The 16,883-nt window shown below is 64.7% G+C and carries 17 protein-coding genes; 10 read left to right on the top strand and 7 right to left on the bottom strand.

The features are described 5' to 3' along the window. The first annotated feature begins 26 nt into the window (after nucleotides 1-26). Both BVH03_RS03170 and BVH03_RS03165 read left to right on the top strand, forming a co-directional pair. Entirely contained in the window at nucleotides 27-473 is a 447-nt protein-coding gene (locus tag BVH03_RS03170; RefSeq protein WP_075959860.1) for a GNAT family N-acetyltransferase, read from the top strand. Nucleotides 474-495: 22 nt separating this feature from the next. After that, the gene (locus BVH03_RS03165; protein ID WP_075959859.1) at nucleotides 496-1,014 is read left to right on the top strand and encodes a glycine cleavage system protein R; all 519 of its coding nucleotides are present in this window, start codon (nucleotides 496-498) and stop codon (nucleotides 1,012-1,014) included. A 300-nt stretch (nucleotides 1,015-1,314) separates the two neighbouring features. Here the strand turns inward: BVH03_RS03165 and BVH03_RS03160 are convergent, their stop codons facing one another. The 7 genes from BVH03_RS03160 to BVH03_RS03130 all read right to left on the bottom strand — a co-directional run bounded on the left by BVH03_RS03160 (nucleotide 1,315) and on the right by BVH03_RS03130 (nucleotide 9,052). Further along, nucleotides 1,315-3,744 carry a TonB-dependent siderophore receptor gene (locus tag BVH03_RS03160; RefSeq protein ID WP_075959858.1) on the bottom strand — a complete coding sequence of 810 codons (2,430 nt, stop codon included), beginning with the start codon at nucleotides 3,742-3,744 and terminating at the stop codon, nucleotides 1,315-1,317. 90 nt (nucleotides 3,745-3,834) lie between these two features. Beyond that, on the bottom strand, nucleotides 3,835-4,806 hold the full coding sequence (locus BVH03_RS03155) for a FecR domain-containing protein (protein WP_075959857.1): 972 nt from the start codon (nucleotides 4,804-4,806) through the stop codon (nucleotides 3,835-3,837). Further along, a complete protein-coding gene (locus tag BVH03_RS03150; RefSeq protein WP_075959856.1) occupies nucleotides 4,803-5,324 on the bottom strand; it encodes an RNA polymerase sigma factor in 522 nt (173 codons plus the stop codon). The genes BVH03_RS03155 and BVH03_RS03150 overlap by 4 nt, the downstream gene beginning before the upstream one ends. A gap of 146 nt (nucleotides 5,325-5,470) precedes the next feature. After that, on the bottom strand, nucleotides 5,471-6,355 hold the full coding sequence (gene rarD / locus BVH03_RS03145) for an EamA family transporter RarD (RefSeq protein WP_075959855.1): 885 nt from the start codon (nucleotides 6,353-6,355) through the stop codon (nucleotides 5,471-5,473). Nucleotides 6,356-6,444: 89 nt separating this feature from the next. Beyond that, on the bottom strand, nucleotides 6,445-7,419 hold the full coding sequence (locus BVH03_RS03140) for a serine/threonine protein kinase (protein WP_075959854.1): 975 nt from the start codon (nucleotides 7,417-7,419) through the stop codon (nucleotides 6,445-6,447). 73 nt (nucleotides 7,420-7,492) lie between these two features. Next, the gene (locus BVH03_RS03135; RefSeq protein ID WP_075959853.1) at nucleotides 7,493-8,257 is read right to left on the bottom strand and encodes a TOBE domain-containing protein; all 765 of its coding nucleotides are present in this window, start codon (nucleotides 8,255-8,257) and stop codon (nucleotides 7,493-7,495) included. A gap of 57 nt (nucleotides 8,258-8,314) precedes the next feature. Beyond that, on the bottom strand, nucleotides 8,315-9,052 hold the full coding sequence (locus tag BVH03_RS03130) for a ComF family protein (protein ID WP_075959852.1): 738 nt from the start codon (nucleotides 9,050-9,052) through the stop codon (nucleotides 8,315-8,317). An 85-nt stretch (nucleotides 9,053-9,137) separates the two neighbouring features. Here BVH03_RS03130 and bioB point away from each other — a divergent pair, with 85 nt between their 5' ends. From bioB to BVH03_RS03090, 8 genes are all read left to right on the top strand, one after another. Further along, nucleotides 9,138-10,193, top strand: coding sequence for a biotin synthase BioB (gene bioB, locus BVH03_RS03125; RefSeq protein WP_075959851.1), 1,056 nt, complete (start codon nucleotides 9,138-9,140; stop codon nucleotides 10,191-10,193). A gap of 72 nt (nucleotides 10,194-10,265) precedes the next feature. After that, on the top strand, nucleotides 10,266-11,438 hold the full coding sequence (gene bioF, locus BVH03_RS03120; protein ID WP_075959850.1) for an 8-amino-7-oxononanoate synthase: 1,173 nt from the start codon (nucleotides 10,266-10,268) through the stop codon (nucleotides 11,436-11,438). Further along, nucleotides 11,438-12,145 carry an alpha/beta fold hydrolase gene (locus BVH03_RS03115; RefSeq protein WP_075959849.1) on the top strand — a complete coding sequence of 236 codons (708 nt, stop codon included), beginning with the start codon at nucleotides 11,438-11,440 and terminating at the stop codon, nucleotides 12,143-12,145. Before bioF ends, BVH03_RS03115 begins: the two co-directional genes overlap by 1 nt. Next, nucleotides 12,142-12,933 carry a malonyl-ACP O-methyltransferase BioC gene (bioC, locus tag BVH03_RS03110; protein ID WP_075959848.1) on the top strand — a complete coding sequence of 264 codons (792 nt, stop codon included), beginning with the start codon at nucleotides 12,142-12,144 and terminating at the stop codon, nucleotides 12,931-12,933. The genes BVH03_RS03115 and bioC overlap by 4 nt, the downstream gene beginning before the upstream one ends. After that, the gene (gene bioD, locus BVH03_RS03105; RefSeq protein WP_075959847.1) at nucleotides 12,930-13,613 is read left to right on the top strand and encodes a dethiobiotin synthase; all 684 of its coding nucleotides are present in this window, start codon (nucleotides 12,930-12,932) and stop codon (nucleotides 13,611-13,613) included. The genes bioC and bioD overlap by 4 nt, the downstream gene beginning before the upstream one ends. Before the next feature lie 92 nt (nucleotides 13,614-13,705). Next, on the top strand, nucleotides 13,706-13,972 hold the full coding sequence (locus BVH03_RS03100) for a hypothetical protein (protein WP_075959846.1): 267 nt from the start codon (nucleotides 13,706-13,708) through the stop codon (nucleotides 13,970-13,972). Nucleotides 13,973-14,017: 45 nt separating this feature from the next. Then, entirely contained in the window at nucleotides 14,018-14,773 is a 756-nt protein-coding gene (locus BVH03_RS03095; protein ID WP_075959845.1) for a putative metalloprotease CJM1_0395 family protein, read from the top strand. A gap of 155 nt (nucleotides 14,774-14,928) precedes the next feature. Next, the gene (locus tag BVH03_RS03090; RefSeq protein WP_075959844.1) at nucleotides 14,929-16,734 is read left to right on the top strand and encodes a phenylacyl-CoA dehydrogenase; all 1,806 of its coding nucleotides are present in this window, start codon (nucleotides 14,929-14,931) and stop codon (nucleotides 16,732-16,734) included. Nucleotides 16,735-16,883: the final 149 nt, after the last annotated feature.

The following is a 16,883-nucleotide window of genomic DNA, read 5'->3' as shown; positions in this document are numbered from 1 at the left end:
TCCAGGCACCTACGAGGATCACCACCATGCCCACACGCATCGCCACCGCCGCGGATCTGGATGACCTGGTACCGCTGTTCGCTGCCTATCTGGATTTCTATGGCGTCGGCAAGCCCGAGCGCCAGGTCCGTACCTTCCTGGCCGAGCGCCTGGAACGCGACGATTCGACCCTGCTGATCGCCCGGGACGATGGGGCGAACGCCCAAGGCTTCGTGCAACTCTATCCCTTGTATGACTCGCTGGCGCTGCGCCCCAGCTTTCTGCTCAGCGATCTGTACGTGGCTGAGCGCGCACGCCGCCAGGGCGTCGGCGAGCGGTTGCTGGAAGCGGCCCGCGAGCACGGGCTACGCAACGGCGCCTGCGGGCTGCAGCTGGAAACTGCGCGAACCAACGAGGTGGCGCAATCGCTCTACGAGCGCCTGGGCTACGTGCGTGATGCGATCTACCTGACCTACCGGCTCGACCTGAGTTGAGCGCCATCGAGGAGAAAGGCACATGGATCACCTGATACTCACCGTCATCGCCCAGGACCAGCCCGGCCTGGTCGAGCGCGTCGCTCAATGCGTGGCCAGGCACGGTGGCAACTGGCTGGAGAGCCGCATGTCGCGGATGGCCGGGCAGTTCGCCGGCATTCTGCGCGTGGACGTGCCAGCGGCCTCCCATGGTGCGCTGATGGAGGCCCTGAACGAACTCGGTGCCCAGGGCATCCGCGTGCAACTCGCCTCCGCCGGGGCCGAGCCGGACTGCACCTGGAAATCGATTCACCTCGACCTGCTGGGCAACGACCGCGCCGGTATCGTGCGCGACATCACCCGCTTGCTGGCCGCCAATGGCGTCAACCTGGAGAACCTGGTCACCGAGGTGACGCCCGCGCCCATGAGCGGCGAGCCGCTGTTTCACGCCCAGGCCACACTGGCCGTGCCCGAGGGCCTGCCGCTGAGCACCCTGCAGACTTCCCTGGAGGGCCTGGCGGACGATCTGATGGTGGAGCTGAAATTGCGGATGGAAGAGTAGGGTTAGAACCTGCTCAGAGTCGTCAAGCCGAGGTTCGGCGATTTGGCCGCTAAGTGGGGCGCAGTACCTGTGGGAGCGGGCCATGCCCGCGAGAAATCACGGCCATGGCTGGGCGCCCCCGCCCGTTCCCACAGGTAAGGCAACGATGTCCGCTCCCGCCTTGCAGCAGCCTCTTTCATGTCGCCTGAAAAGATCCTGAACAGTTTCTTGGGCCCAATTTGTCTGAAATACGAGAACGGCCACCATGGCCGCGACAAGGCCGCCCATTTGGGCGGCCTTGTCCATTGCGTGGCTAACGGCTTACCACTTGTAGTCGACGCTGGCGGTAACTCGACGCGGATCGCCGGCGTAGCAGTAGGAACCATCGCAGGTCGATAGGTATTCCTTGTCGAACAGGTTGGTGAAGTTCAGTGCCACACTGGCGCCGCGCAGGCTGCCGTCGAGCTGACCGAGGTCGTAGCGTACGGCGGCGTCATACACGGTATAGGCGCTGGCGTGGGCGTTTTCCTTGGTGGCATAGGCAAGGCCACCGACAGCAAGGTTGTCGGTGGAACCGACGAAGCGCGCGCCGAAGCCGACACCGAAGCCAGCCAATGGGCCAACGCTCCAGTCATAGTCGGCCCACAGCGAGGCCTGATGCTCGGGGGTAAGCGGTAGCGCACGGTTCTTGTCGCGCGGGTCGCCGACCTTGGTCATCTTGCTGTTGGCGTAAGTGTAGGACGCCGTCAGCTTGAGGTTCTCGTTCACATTGCCAATCGCTTCAAGCTCGAGACCACGTACCTGTACTTCGCGTACTGGCTCGGTGGCCCCTGCGGTATTGGTGGTGACGATGTTCTGCCGCTTCAGGTCATAGGCCGCGGCGGTGAACAGCATGTCGCTGCCAGGCGGTTGGTATTTGATACCCAGCTCGTACTGTTTGCCTGTGCTAGGTTTGAAGGCTTCGCCCCCACTACCACCAGCCTCAGCCTGGAAGGACTCGGCATAGGACACGTAAGGTGTGAAGCCAGAGTCGAAAACATAGCTGAGCGCCGCGTTACCACTGAACTGGCTGTCGCGACGGTCGTCACGGGCGTCGTTAGCGTTGTAGAACACCGAGTCGGTGTCCAGGCGATCCCAGCGACCACCCAGGGTCAGGCGCCAGGCATCCAAGGCGATCTGATCCTGCAGATAGACTCCGGTATTACGGCGTTTCTGGTTGTAGTCCTGATAGGCGGTATAGCCGACGCCGCTGAAGTCCTGACCGTAGACCGGACGAATGATGTTGCTGGCCGGCGCGCTGCCGTACAGCCAGCGGTAGTCGGTATTGACCCGCTGATAGTCCAGGCCGAGCAGTAGCGTATGGCTCAGCGCACCCGTGCTGAAGTCAGCCTGGAGGTTGTTGTCCACGGCGAAGTGGCTGATGTTCTCGTCATAGACGTTGGCGCCACGTTGCATCGTACCGTCATCGGCGACAGCGCCAACCCAGTTACCAGCGGTAATGATCTGGTTGTCCAGCTCGAGTTTGCTGTAGCGCAGGTTCTGATGGAACTGCCAGATGTCGTTGAGACGGTGCTCGAAGGCGTAACCCAGGGCGTAGAAGGTCTTGTCGTAGAACTCCCAGTCCGGGTCGCCAAGGTTCTTGTGGTAGTCGATCTTGCCGGCCGGCGTGCTCAGTTTGGTGCCCTGTAGCGGCAGGAACTGGCTAGTGCCGCCGGTATCGTCGCGGTTGAACTGGCCGAGCAGGGTCAGTCTGGTCTCGTCAGCGATATTCCAGGTCAGGCTCGGCGCGAGGTTGAAGCGCTGGTCGTCGATATGCTCGATCGCCGTGCCGCTGTCGCGGCCCACGCCGCTGAAACGGTAGAGGACGCGGCCCTCATCGTCGATTTTGCCGGTGCTGTCGAAGCTGATTTGCTTGTGGTTGTAGTTGCCGACCTGTACCTGCACCTGATGACTGCTTTCTGCCTGTGGGCGCAGGCTGACGGCATCCACCAGGCCGCCGGGCGGGGTCTGGCCGTAGACCGAGGAGGCCGGGCCACGGAGAATGGCAACGCGCTCCAGATTCCAGGTTTCCAACTTGGCCATGGTGTAGCTGCCCTTGGGCAGAGGCAGGCCGTCGAGCATCTGGATCGGTTCGAAGCCACGGATCTTCATCCAGTCGGCGCGGCTGTCGCTGCCGTAGCTGCTGGCGATCACACCAGGCATGTAGCGCACGGCATCATCCAGATTCTGCACCTTGCGATCCTGCATCTGCTCGCGTGTCGCCACGGAGATGGAGCGTGGTGCTTCCAGGATGGACGTGTCGGTCTTGCTGCCGGCCGCGGTGCGTGTCGCCAGGTAACCCGTGGTCGGGCCCCAGGCGCCTTCGGCGTTGCTGCTGGCGCTGATATTGGTCTCGGGCAAAGCCAGTGCGGCGTTGTCCGCTACCGGCTGCACGCTGTAGGTTCCGGCAGCGCCGGGTACCAGCATCAGGCCGGTACCGGAAAGCGCCTGGCGCAGGGCGCTGGCGGTGTCGAATTGGCCCTGCACCGGCTGTGCGCTCTTGCCGGCGGTCAGGCTTGGGTCGATGCTCAGCACCACGCCGGCCTGGCTGGCAATCTGGTTCAGGGAGCTGGCCAGCGGCGCGGCGGGCAACTGGTAGGTGCGCACGGCGGATTCAGCCGATTGTGCATGGCTGAGTGCTGGCAGGCTGGCCAGCGCCAGGGCGGCGACCAGTATGCGCGGGCGGAACGGGGTACGGCTGAACATCGGCATCGCAAGCTGCTCCTGCAGGGAAATGAGTCTCGATCTCCTATTGCCGAAGCAGATGCAGAAAGTGATAGGGCAGCCGCGAAAATATTTTTACTACGGCTTTTCCACCTGGGGGACGATCCGGATCCACCAATCGGTGTAGCGCTCTACCCGTACCGGCAAGCTGGCCAGTAGAGCGGTCAAGGCCTGATCGCGATTGCGCAGCGGGAAGCTGCCGCTGATGCGCAGGTCGGCAATGCTGTCGTCGACACCCAGGTGGCCGTTCTGATACTCGCCGAGGCGCTCCAGCAGGTCGGCCAGACGCACGTTCTCGACCACCAGCATGCCGTGCATCCAGGCGTCGGCCGCAGGTGGTGCGGCTTGGCTGGCACCCAGGCCGTGGCTGTTCATCAGTACCTGTTGGCGCTGCTCGATCACCCGCTCGTCCGGGGACTGCAGTGGGTGCGCGGTTACAGCCGATTGCAGCACGATAAGACGCGTGCCCTGATCTTCCTCGCGCACCAGAAAGCGGGTGCCCAGGGGGCGCAAGGTACCGTGTCTGGTTTCGACCAGAAACGGACGCGGGTCGCCGTGGGCGGTTTCAACGAGGATTTCGCCACTGCGCAGGAAGAGTCGACGCTCTTTGGGATTGAAATCGATATCCAGTGCGCTGCGACTGTTCAGGCGTACCCGGCTACGATCCACCAGTTGCAGTTCGCGTTGTTCGCCACTGGCGGTTCTTTCATCGGCCAACCAGTCACTGAGCGGGCGCTGATGATTGAGCAGGCCGAGACCCAGGGCCCCGACCAGCAGCATACCAAGCAGACCGCCGACATTACGCCGTTGGCTGGCGCGCTCCGGGCGTCGTAACAGGGCCTTGCGCGCAGCAGGGACAGCTGCGGCACCGAGTTGTTGATCCAGCCCGGTCAGTTGTTTCCAGGCGCGTGCGTGCTCGGGGTCGGTGGCCAACCAGCGTTGGAATTCCACTTTCTCCCGTTCGCTGGTCATGCCTGAGTCAAGACAGAGCTGCCAGTGGATGGCGGCTTCCAGCACACGATTGCTGACCGGCGCAGATGCGGCAATCATGCAGTCGGCTTTCCATACCGCGCGATGTAACACTGCCGCGCCGCCTGGGCGAGATATTGGCGCACGCGCGGGACGGATACCTCGAGGCGCTCGGCGATCTCGGCGTGGCCGAGGCCGTCCAGACGGTTGTAGAGGAAGGCGCTGCGCGCTTTGGGTGACAGCGTGCCGAGCAGGCGATCGATCTCGCGCAGGGCTTCTAGCACCAGCGCCTGTTCTTCGGGGCTGGCGTGTACGGCTTCGGGGCTATGAGTCAGCTCTTCCAGATAGGCGCGTTCGACGGCGTTACGGCGAAAGTGGTCGATCAGCAGACCGCGGGCGATGGTGCCGAGCAGGGCGCGAGGTTCACGCAACTGCTGCAGGTCGGGTTTGCCGAGTACGCGTACGAACGTGTCCTGGCTCAGGTCTTCGGCCCGTTGCGGGCAGCTCAGGCTTTTACGCAGCCAGCCGAGCAGCCAGTCGCGGTGATCGCGATAGAGCTGACCAGTCAGTTGCTGATGCGTGGATTCCCCGACCGACACAGGCGGCTCCGCGAAAATAAAGCAATAATTATTCGCATATGATTGCAGGATGCAACTACGCCCTGCAATCGCTTGTGGTCGGTTTTGTATGGAAGGTCGTTATCGGCAAGTCTGCCCAAGCAGATTCTTGCCGACGACGCGATGCGTCATTTCTTGCGCAGGGTCAGCCAGGCATCGACGCTGTATACCGCAAGCCCCGCCCAGATGAACAGGAAGGCGACCAGCTTGGCTGGGTCCAGGTGCTCGTCGAACATGAACACCGCCAGCAGCAGCACCAGGGTCGGCGCTACGTACTGCAGGAAGCCCAGGGTGGTATAGGGCAGGTGGCGCGCGGCGGCGTTGAAGCACACCAGCGGGATCAGCGTGACCGGGCCGGCTGCCATCAGCCACAGCGCTTCACTGGTGGTCCAGAACGCCGGCTGGCTGCTCATGGCGTCAGGGTGCAGTACGATCCAGCCGATGGCCAGGGGCAGCAGAATCCAGGTCTCCACCACCAGGCCCGGCAGTGCGGCGACCGGCGCTTTCTTGCGAATCAGCCCATAGGTCGCGAAGCTCAACGCCAGCGCCAGCGACACCCAGGGCAGGCTGCCCACCTGCCACAGCTGCTGGGCCACTCCCGCGGCCGCCAGTGCCACCGCCACCCACTGCAGGCGGCGCAGCCGCTCACCGAGAATCAGCAGGCCGAGCAGCACGTTGACTAACGGGTTGATGTAGTAACCCAGGCTCGCCTCGAGCATGCGCCCGTTGTTCACCGCCCAGACGTAGATCAGCCAGTTGCCGGCGATCAGCGAGCCGCTCAGGGCCAGTACCGCGAAGCGCTTGGGGTGGTCGATCAGTTCGCGCAACCAGCCTGGGTGCTTCCAGACGAGCAGCAGCAGGGCGCCGAACAGCGCCGACCAGATGGCGCGATGAACGATGATTTCCAGCGAGGGAACGGCCTGGATCGCCTTGAAGTACAGCGGAAACAGGCCCCAGATGACGTAGGCGCAGAGGCCCAGGATGTAGCCGCGGCGCAAATCTGCGGTGGCCATGTAAGTCCTTATCGAGGCAGTGGGAGAGCGCATCATTCTAGTGCGCAGTTGTCTGCGCGTTCAGCTTTTTCTTGCCGAATCCGTGGGTTTCAGAACAGCTTCAGCGGTTCTTCATCCAGCGCCGCGATCTGTTCGCGCAGCATGAGGATCTGTTCGCCCCAGTAGCGCTCGCTGCCGAACCAGGGAAAGCTCTGCGGAAAGGCCGGGTCGTCCCAGCGGCGCGCCAGCCAGGCGCTGTAATGCATCAGGCGCAGGGAACGAAAGCCTTCGATGAGCGGCAGTTCACGTGGATTGAAATCGTGGAATTCGCCGTAACCATCGATCAGTTCGGCGATCTGCCCGAGGCGCTCGTGGCGCTCGCCCGCCAACATCATCCACAGATCCTGAATGGCCGGGCCCATGCGGCAGTCGTCCAGGTCGACCATGTGATAGGTCTCGTCGCGGCACAGCAGGTTGCCGGGGTGGCAGTCGCCGTGCAGGCGGATCGTCTTGGCCGGGTTGGCCGCGAACAGTTGATCCAGGCGCGCGAGCAGGTCGCGCGCCACTGATTCGTAAGCGGGCAGCAGGCTTTTGGGGACGAAGTTGCCTTCCAGCAGGGTCGCCAACGAGGCATGGCCGAAGTTGGCGACCCGCAGGGCTTCACGGTGTTCGAACGGGCGCAGCGAACCGACCGCGTGCAGCCGGCCGAGCAGCTGCCCGAGGCGATAGAGCTGCTCCAGGTTGCCTGGCTCGGGTGCTCGTCCGCCGCGGCGTGGAAACAGTGAAAAACGAAAACCGGCGTGCTCGAACAGGGTTTCGCCGTCACGCTGCAGTGGCGCGACCACGGGCACTTCGTGATCGGCCAGCTCGGCGGTGAAACTGTGTTCTTCGCGTATGGCTGCATCGGTCCAGCGATCCGGTCGGTAGAACTTGGCGATCAGCGGCGTTTCGGCCTCGATGCCCACTTGATAGACGCGGTTTTCGTAGCTGTTCAGGGCCAACACACGGGCATCGCTGAGGTAACCCAGGCTCTCGACGGCATCCAGAACCAGATCGGGGGTGAGGGCGGCGAAAGGATGGGTCATGGGCAGCTCCTGCGGTTGGCCGCCGAGTGTAACGTCTTGGCGGGGCCTGCACGGGCACTATTCGCCTGGTTGGCTAGACCTGAGTGCCCAGTAATACCTGAGAAGCGGCGAACTGCGCGCGTACCGGGCTGCCAACCACCAGGCCCAGGCCACCGAGTTGCTCGGCAGGCGCCTGAGCGCACAGCGTCTGCCCGTTGGGCAGACCGATGCGCACTTCGCTGGGGCCGTCGGCCTCGGTCTGGATATATTCGATATGCCCGTGCAGTGCGTTGAGCGCGGGGTTGGCGGCTGCGTCAACGGCGCTGAGCTGCAGCCAGCCGGCCTTGATCAGCACCAGCAGCGGCGCGCCCGGCTGCAACTGCAGGTGCGCGGTGCTGCTGCGGGTGATCTGCGCCTGGATCGGCACTTCGCCGGGCAGCTCGATGTCGATCAGGTCGTTGCCGCCGCGTGGGTGAATCGCCAGTACCCGGCCGCTGAGCTGGTTGCGCGCGCTGGTGCGCAGCATCAGGCGGCCCAGCATCTGCAGATCGGCGTCATCGTCGGCGGCCTGCAGCACCTCGGCCTGCATCGCCAGCAGACGCTGGTGCAGGTGCAGCAGACGTTCTCCGCTCGGTGTCAGGCGCGCGCCGCCGCCGCCCTTGCCGCCCACGCTGCGAGTCACCAGGGGTTGGTCGGCCAGGTTGTTCAGCTCATCGATGGCATCCCAGGCAGCCTTGTAGCTCATGCCGGCGGCTTTGGCGGCGCGGGTGATCGAGCCCTGTTCGGCGATCTGCTCGAGCAGGGCGATGCGCTGCGGACGGCGGGTGACGTGCTGGGCAAGCAGGGACAGACTGGACATGGGCTGGGCAGCGGTTGGGGAGACGGCCGGCCACTGTGCGCGACGCGTTCGGGGGCGTCAATGATCACCGGGTGCCGGTGTACGCGCCAGGCAATAGACGTCCACCCGCGACGCCCCCGCGCGCATCAGCAGGCGTGCCAACTGCTGGGCCGTGGCGCCGGTGGTCAGCACGTCGTCGATCAGGCCCAGGTGCAGGCCGCGTGGCTGCGCGGCGGAGCTCAGCGAGAAGGCGCCGCGCAGGTTGCGGCGGCGGGCGGCGGCGTCGAGCTGCTGTTGGGCAGGCGCATCAGCGGTGCGTTGCAACCAGTCGCTGCGCTGGGCGATTTGCAGCGCGCCGCCCACTACCTCGGCGAGCATCTGCGCTTGGTTGAAGCCGCGTTGCCGCTGGCGTTTCGGCGACAGTGGAACGGCGAGCAGCAGCTCGGGCCGCGGCAGCCCTTCATTGAAGGCGTGGCTCAGGTGGCGCGCGAGCAGGTCGCCGAGCAGGCGCCCCATGGGCCAGTGGGCCTGGTGCTTGAAGCGATTGATCAGCGCGTCAACCGGGAAACCATAGCGCCAGGGCGCCTCGACGCGGCTGAAGGCGGGCGGCCGTTTCAGGCAGCTGCCGCATGCCTGGCCGTCCACTGCCAGCGGCAGGGCGCAAACCTGGCAATGCGGGCCAAGCCAGGGTAGCTCGGCATCGCACTCGGCGCAGAGTGGCAGGCGCGTATCGACCCGTTCATCACAAAGCAAGCAGGCTTGTTTGATTTTTAACCAGCTGTAAACCTGTGTGATTAGCGAATGTTGACAGTGCATGAGGCTTCCTTAACTATTTCGCACATCCGTGAAAGGGCCCGCCTTCGATTGAAGCAGGCCGTCTGTTGATTAAGGACTTGCCCCCATGAGCGCCAGTACCGCCTCCCCCACGCGTCACGATTGGAGTCTGAACGAAGTTCGGGCACTGTTCGAACAACCTTTCAATGACTTGCTGTTTCAGGCCCAGACCGTGCATCGCGCGCACTTCGACGCCAACCGCGTGCAGGTCTCGACGCTGCTTTCGATCAAGACCGGCGCCTGCCCGGAAGACTGCAAGTACTGCCCGCAGTCCGGCCACTACAACACTGGGCTGGACAAGCAGAAGCTGATGGAAGTGCAGAAAGTGCTGGAAGCGGCGGCCGAGGCCAAAGCCATCGGCTCGACCCGCTTCTGCATGGGCGCGGCCTGGAAGCACCCGTCTGCCAAGGACATGCCTTACGTGCTGAAGATGGTCGAAGGCGTCAAGGCCCTGGGCCTGGAAACCTGCATGACCCTGGGCAAGCTCGACAGGGAGCAGACCGCCGCCCTGGCTGAGGCCGGCCTGGATTACTACAACCACAACCTCGACACTTCGCCGGAGTTCTACGGCAGCATCATCACCACCCGCACCTACAGCGAGCGCCTGCAGACCCTGGCCTACGTGCGCGACGCGGGCATGAAGATCTGCTCGGGCGGCATCCTCGGCATGGGCGAGTCGCTGGACGACCGCGCCGGCCTGCTGATTCAGCTCGCCAACCTGCCCGAGCACCCGGAGTCGGTACCGATCAACATGCTGGTCAAGGTCGAAGGCACACCGTTGGCCAATGAGGAAGACGTCGATCCCTTCGACTTCATCCGCATGCTGGCCGTGGCGCGCATCATGATGCCCCAGTCCCACGTGCGCCTGTCCGCCGGCCGCGAGGCGATGAACGAGCAGATGCAGGCCCTGGCCTTCTTTGCCGGCGCCAACTCGATCTTCTACGGCGAAAAACTGCTGACCACCGCCAACCCCCAGGCCGACAAGGACATGCAGCTGTTCGCCCGGCTTGGCATCCAGCCCGAGGCACGCGAGGAACACGCCGACGAAGTGCACCAGGCCGCCATCGAGCAGGCGCTGGTCGAGCAGCGTGACTCGCGGCTGTTCTACGACGCCGCCGTTTAAACAGGGTTTCAGTCTACAAGCGGCAGGCTGCAGGGCGGTTCTGCTGCGCGCCTGAAGCCTGGAGCCGCTTTAATGTCTTTCGATCTTGCCGTTCGCCTGGCCGAGCGTCGTGCTGCCGATCTGTATCGCCAGCGCCCTCTGCTGGGCAGCCCCCAGGGGCCTGTGGTGGAGGTGGATGGCCGCCGGTTGCTGGCCTTCTGTTCCAACGATTACCTGGGCCTGGCCAATCACCCTCAGGTGATCGAAGCCTGGCGTGCGGGCGCGCAGCGCTGGGGCGTCGGCGGCGGTGCCTCGCACCTGGTGATCGGCCACAGCACGCCGCACCATGAACTGGAAGAGGCCCTGGCCGATTTCACCGGCAGACCGCGCGCACTGCTGTTCTCGACGGGCTATATGGCCAACCTGGGCGCGGTCACGGCGCTGGTGGGCAAGGGCGACACGGTGCTCGAGGATCGCCTCAATCATGCCTCGCTGCTGGACGCCGGCCTGCTCAGCGGCGCGCGCTTCTCGCGCTATCTGCACAACGATGCGCAAAGCCTCGCCAGCCGCCTGGCCAAGGCCGAGGGCAATACCCTGGTGGTGTGCGACGGTGTATTCAGCATGGATGGCGACGTGGCCGACCTGCCGGTGCTGTGCGCCGAGGCGCGGCGCCACGCTGCCTGGCTGATGGTCGACGATGCCCACGGCTTCGGCACCCTGGGCGCCACCGGCGGCGGCGTGGTCGAGCAATTCGGATTGGGCATCGATGAGGTGCCGGTGCTGGTCGGCACCCTTGGCAAGGCATTCGGCACCGCTGGCGCCTTCGTGGCGGGCAGCGACGAACTGATCGACACCCTGGTGCAGTTCGCCCGGCCATATATCTACACCACCAGCCAGCCGCCGGCGCTGGCTTGCGCCACTCTCAAGAGCCTTGAGCTTTTGCGCAGCGAACACTGGCGGCGTGAGCATCTGGCCGCGCTGATCGCACGCTTTCGCCAAGGCGCCGCCACCCTCGGGCTTACGCTGATGGAGAGCGATACTGCCATCCAGCCGATCCTGATCGGTGACAGCGGACGTGCCATGGCCTTGTCCCAGGCCTTGCGCGAGTGCGGCATTCTGGTCACTGCGATTCGTCCACCGACCGTCCCGGCGGGCAGCGCACGCCTGCGCGTGACCCTGTCCGCGGCCCATGAGCTGGATCAGGTGGATCGACTGCTCGATGCTCTGGCCCAGTGCGCGGCGCAACTGCCAGGGGAATTCGCGTGATGACGGCGTCGATGATTCTATTGCCCGGCTGGGGCCTGGGCAGCGCGCCGCTCGTGCCGCTGGCCAGGGCGCTGGCCGAGCATTTTCAGGTGCACATCGAGGCCCTGCCGACGTTCGAGCATGCCGATATCGAACGTTGCCTGGGCGCGCTGGACGAGTGCATTCCCCGCGGCGTCTGGCTGGGGGGCTGGTCCCTGGGTGGCATGCTCGCCACCCTGCTAGCGGCACGCCGCGGCGCGGATTGCGCAGGCCTGCTGACGCTGGCCAGCAACGCACGGTTCGTCGCGTGCGAAACCTGGCCTGTGGCGATGCCGGCCGCGACCTTCACGGCATTCCATGCGGCATACGGGGAAAACCCGGCGGCGACGCTCAAGCGTTTCGCCATGCTTTGCAGTCAGGGCGCCGTCGATGCCCGCGGGCTGTCTCGGCAGTTGCTGGCCCAGGCGGGCGGCACCGATTCGCTCGCCGGGTTGGATCTGCTCGCCACGCTCGACACCCGGGCTGCGTTGCAGCAGTTCGCCGGGCCGCAGTTGCATCTGCTGGCAGACGCCGATGCATTGCTGCCGCAGGCCGCTGCGGCTGCCATCCAGGCGTTGCAGCCGGCTGCCGAGGTGCAGGTCTTGACGGGGGCCAGCCACGCCTTCGTGCTGGAGCAGGCCCATGAAGTGGCCGCCAGGGTTGGGCGCTTCATGGCGACGCGAACGTGAGCGCGCGGCCGGACAAGCGCCGGGTTGCGGCGTCCTTTTCCCGGGCCGCCGGCAGTTACGACAGCGTGGCGCAACTGCAGCGTGATGTTGGGCGGCAACTGCTGTGGTATCTGCCGCTGTCCGTGCAGCCAGAACGCTGGCTGGACGTGGGCTGCGGCACCGGTTTTTTCAGCCGTGCGCTGACGGACTGGTATCCGCACAGCGAAGGCCTCGCCGTGGATATCGCCGAGGGCATGCTGCAGCACGCCCGACAGGCGGGCAGCGCCCAGGCTTTCGTGGCCGGTGACGCCGAGCAGCTGCCGCTGCGCGACGGCTGTTGCGACCTGATCTTCTCCAGCCTGGCGCTGCAGTGGTGCGCGGACTTCGCCGCCGTGCTCGGCGAGGCCCATCGCGTGTTGCGGCCGGGCGGTGTGCTGGCGTTCAGCAGCCTGTGCGTGGGCACCTTGCAGGAGCTGCGCGACAGCTGGCAGGCGGTGGACGGCTTCGTGCACGTCAATCGCTTTCGTACTGCCGAGGATTACCAGGCGCTGTGTGCGGCCAGCGGCTTTCGGGTGGATCGCCTGCAGGTGCGTGCCCATCGTTTGCACTACCCCGATCTGCGCAGCCTGACCCACGGCCTCAAGGCGCTCGGTGCCCACAATCTCAACGATGGTCGACCAGCTGGGCTGACCGGTCGCGCACGGCTGCGTGCGCTGGCCGAGGCCTACGAACGGCGGCGCCAGCCCGAGGGCCTGCCGTGCACCTACCAGGTCATCTACGGCGTATTGCAGAAGGAGCCCCAGCCATGAGCGCCGCCTATTTCGTCACCGGTACCGATACCGAAATCGGCAAGACCACCATCGCTGCCGGGCTGCTGCACGCCGCTCGGCACGCGGGGCGGACCACCGCGGCGGCCAAGCCGGTCGCCTCCGGCTGTCAGCTCACTGCCGAGGGGCTGCGCAACGACGACGCATTGGCACTGCTCGCGCAATGCACGCTGCCGCTGCGCTATGACGAGGTGAATCCGCTGGCGTTCGCGCCGGCCATCGCGCCACACCTGGCTGCCCGTGACGAGGGCGTGGCGCTCGAAGTGCCGGCATTGCACCGCGCGGTGCGGACGATCCTGGACAAGGGCGCGGACTTCACCCTGATCGAGGGTGCCGGTGGCTGGCGGGTGCCACTGGGCGGCATGGCCACACTGGCCGACCTGGCGCTGGCGTTGAATGTCCCGGTGATTCTGGTGGTCGGCGTGCGGCTGGGTTGCATCAACCACGCGGTGCTGAGTGCCGAGGCGATCATCGCCGATGGCCTGCCACTGGCCGGCTGGGTGGCCAATGTGGTGGACCCGCAGGTCTCACGCTTGCAAGACAACCTCGATACGCTCGCCGAACGGCTGCCGGCACCTTGCATCGGTCAGGTACCGTACCTGTCTTCGGCGTCAGCGGAGCAGGTGGCGCAGCATCTCGATTTATCGCGTTTGATGCTATGACCTCCAGCTTTTGCAGCATTTTTGGTTGTACAGCTTTTCAGCGGCTTCTGCTTAAATGCACGCTATAAAGTTCCTGCAGCAGGAGACGTCCCATGCAGATCTCGGCTACCAGCGCATTCAATGCTGGCATCAACACCGTCCAGTCCGGCCAGCGTCGGGTCGACCAGGCCGCCGGTGAAATCGCCAGCGCCCCGGTCGCTGCCGAGCGCGCCCAGGCCAACGAGCCATCTGCGGCCCGTGCCGACATCGCCGAGAACATGGTCGAGATGCGCGTTGGTCAATATGAGGCTCAGGCTGGCGCTCGCGTCGTGCAGACAGCGGACAAGGTGCTGGGCACCTTGATCGACGTCACCGCCTAAATCGCGGCGTCCGTCTGGGCGCTCGACTCCAGGAGGAACCACGACATGCAAGTTGCCGGTTTTTCCTCCGCCTATTCATTTACCTCGCCGGTTTCGGCGGCTGTTCCCCGTCCCATCGAGTCCGCCAGTTCGCCCGATCTGGCCCGTGCCTCGTTCGCACCCGTAGCCGCCGGTGCTGAAACCGATTCCTCCAAAGCGCCGACCTCGCAAGAAGAGCAGGACAAGCCGCAGGATTCTTCGGCCGATGGCGCCGCCAGCGGTCAACCAGGCGAGCCACGCACTGCCCAGGAAGAGCAGAAGCTGCAATTGGTGATCAGCGAGCTGGCCAATCGTGACCGAGAAGTGCGCGCCCACGAACAGGCCCATGCCGCCGTTGGTGGCGTGCATGCCGGTGCGCCCACCTACACCTATACCCAGGGGCCGGACGGCAAGCGCTATGCCGCAGGCGGCGAGGTGAGCCTCGATGTCGGCGCGGTCGCCAACGACCCGCAGGCCACCCTGACCAAGATGGAAATCGTCATTCGCGCGGCGCTGGCGCCTGCCGAGCCGTCCGCGCAGGATCGTAGTGTCGCCAGCCAGGCCCAGGCGCAAATGGCGGTGGCGCGCGCCGAGTTGGCGGCCATGCAGCGTGGTGAGGGGGAGGCCGGCAAAGCCTCTGCCGATGAAGATGCCGAAAAAAGCGACGACCCGTCAGTCACGTCCGATGACGCCACCCCCTGGCCGGTGCCGGCCAGCATCAGTCTGTATGCCGCGTTCGCGGATGAGCAAAGGCCTTCCGGGTTACTCGATCTTCGCGTCTGAGCGCGTGGGGGTGGCCTTGACAGTGATAGGGCGTAAACGTATGTTTCAAACATGCGTTTGAGAGAGGTTGCCAGGCAATCTTTCCCACGGCCATCCTGCACATGACCGCCACCGGTCATCCCAAACAAAAGAGACCACCCGCAGAGGTACCCGCTATGCCTGAATACAAGGCCCCCTTGCGCGATATCCGTTTCGTACGTGACGAGCTGCTCGGTTACGACGCGCATTACCAAAGCCTGCCCGGCTGCCAGGACGCCACGCCGGACATGGTCGATGCGATCCTCGAAGAAGGCGCCAAGTTCTGCGAGCAGGTGCTCTCTCCCCTGAACCGCGTGGGCGACACCGAGGGCTGCACCTGGAGCGAATTCGGCGTGAAGACGCCGACCGGCTTCAAGGAAGCCTACAAGCAGTTCGTCGAAGGCGGCTGGCCGAGCCTCGCCCATGACGTCGAACACGGTGGTCAGGGCCTGCCGGAATCCCTTGGCCTTGCGGTCAGCGAGATGGTCGGCACTGCCAACTGGTCTTGGGGCATGTACCCGGGCCTGTCCCACGGTGCGATGAACACCATTTCCGCCCACGGCACCGAAGAGCAGCAGCACACCTACCTGACCAAGCTGGTGTCCGGCGAGTGGACCGGCACCATGTGCCTGACCGAGCCGCACTGCGGCACCGACCTGGGCATGCTGCGTACCAAGGCCGAGCCGAAGGCCGATGGCTCCTACAGCATTTCCGGCACCAAGATCTTCATCTCCGCTGGTGAACACGACATGGCCGACAACATCGTCCATATCGTCCTGGCTCGCCTGCCCGATGCGCCGGCCGGCACCAAGGGGATTTCCCTGTTCATCGTGCCCAAGTTCCTGCCCAACGCTGAAGGCGGTGTGGGTGAGCGCAATGGCGTGACCTGTGGCTCCATCGAACACAAGATGGGCATCCACGGCAACGCCACCTGCGTGATGAACTTCGATTCGGCCACGGGCTTTCTGATCGGCCCGCCGAACAAGGGCCTGAACTGCATGTTCACCTTCATGAACACCGCACGCCTGGGTACCGCCCTGCAGGGGCTGGCCCATGCCGAGCTGGGTTTCCAGGGTGCCATCAAATACGCCCGTGAGCGCCTGCAGATGCGTTCGCTGACCGGCCCGAAAGCGCCGGAGAAGGCCGCCGACCCGATCATCGTGCACCCGGACGTGCGCCGCATGCTGCTGACCATGAAGGCGTTCGCCGAGGGCAACCGGGCGATGGTTTACTTCACTGCCAAGCAGGTGGACATCCTCAAACACAGCCAGGATGAAGAGCAGAAGAAAACCGCCGATGGCCTGATGGCTTTCCTGACGCCGATCGCCAAGGCATTCATGACCGAAGTGGGCTTCGAGTCCGCGTCCCATGGTATGCAGGTCTATGGCGGCCACGGTTTCATCAGCGAGTGGGGCATGGAGCAGAACCTGCGCGATTGCCGTATCTCGATGATGTACGAAGGCACCACCGGCGTTCAGGCTCTCGACCTGCTGGGCCGCAAGGTGCTGATGACCCAGGGCGAAGCGCTCAAGGGCTTCACCAAGATCGTCCACAAGTTCTGTCAGGCCAACGAGGGCGTTGAGGCGCTCAAGGCGTTCGTAGAGCCGCTGGCCAAGCTCAACAAGGAGTGGGGCGAGGTCACCATGAAGATCGGTATGGCCGCCATGAAGGATCGTGAGGAAGTCGGTGCCGCTTCGGTCGACTACCTGATGTATTCCGGCTACGCCTGCCTGGCCTACTTCTGGGCCGACATGGCGCGCGTGGCGGCCGAGAAGATCGCCTCCGGCGAAGGTGACCAGGCGTTCTACAAGGCCAAGCTGCAGACTGCGCAGTTCTACTACGCACGTATCCTGCCGCGTACCCGCACTCACGTGGCGGCCATGCTGGCCGGCGCCAGCAGCCTGATGGACATGAGCGAAGAGGATTTCGCCCTCAGCTACTGATTGCGCGAGTGTCAAAGCGAACCGCGGCCCAGTCAGACTGTGTGAAAACCTAGCAGTCCGAGGGTGAGTTGAAGACAATGCCTCTATCGGTTGATAGGGGCATTGTCGTTTATGGGTTATATCCAGGGCGAAGGTCGCGGGCAAAGCAG

Origin of the sequence: Pseudomonas sp. PA15(2017) (assembly GCF_001945395.1) — a bacterium.
Lineage (GTDB): Bacteria > Pseudomonadota > Gammaproteobacteria > Pseudomonadales > Pseudomonadaceae > Aquipseudomonas.
The sequence above is the reverse complement of the archived record's forward strand: the minus strand, read 5'-3'. Positions and strand labels throughout refer to the sequence as shown.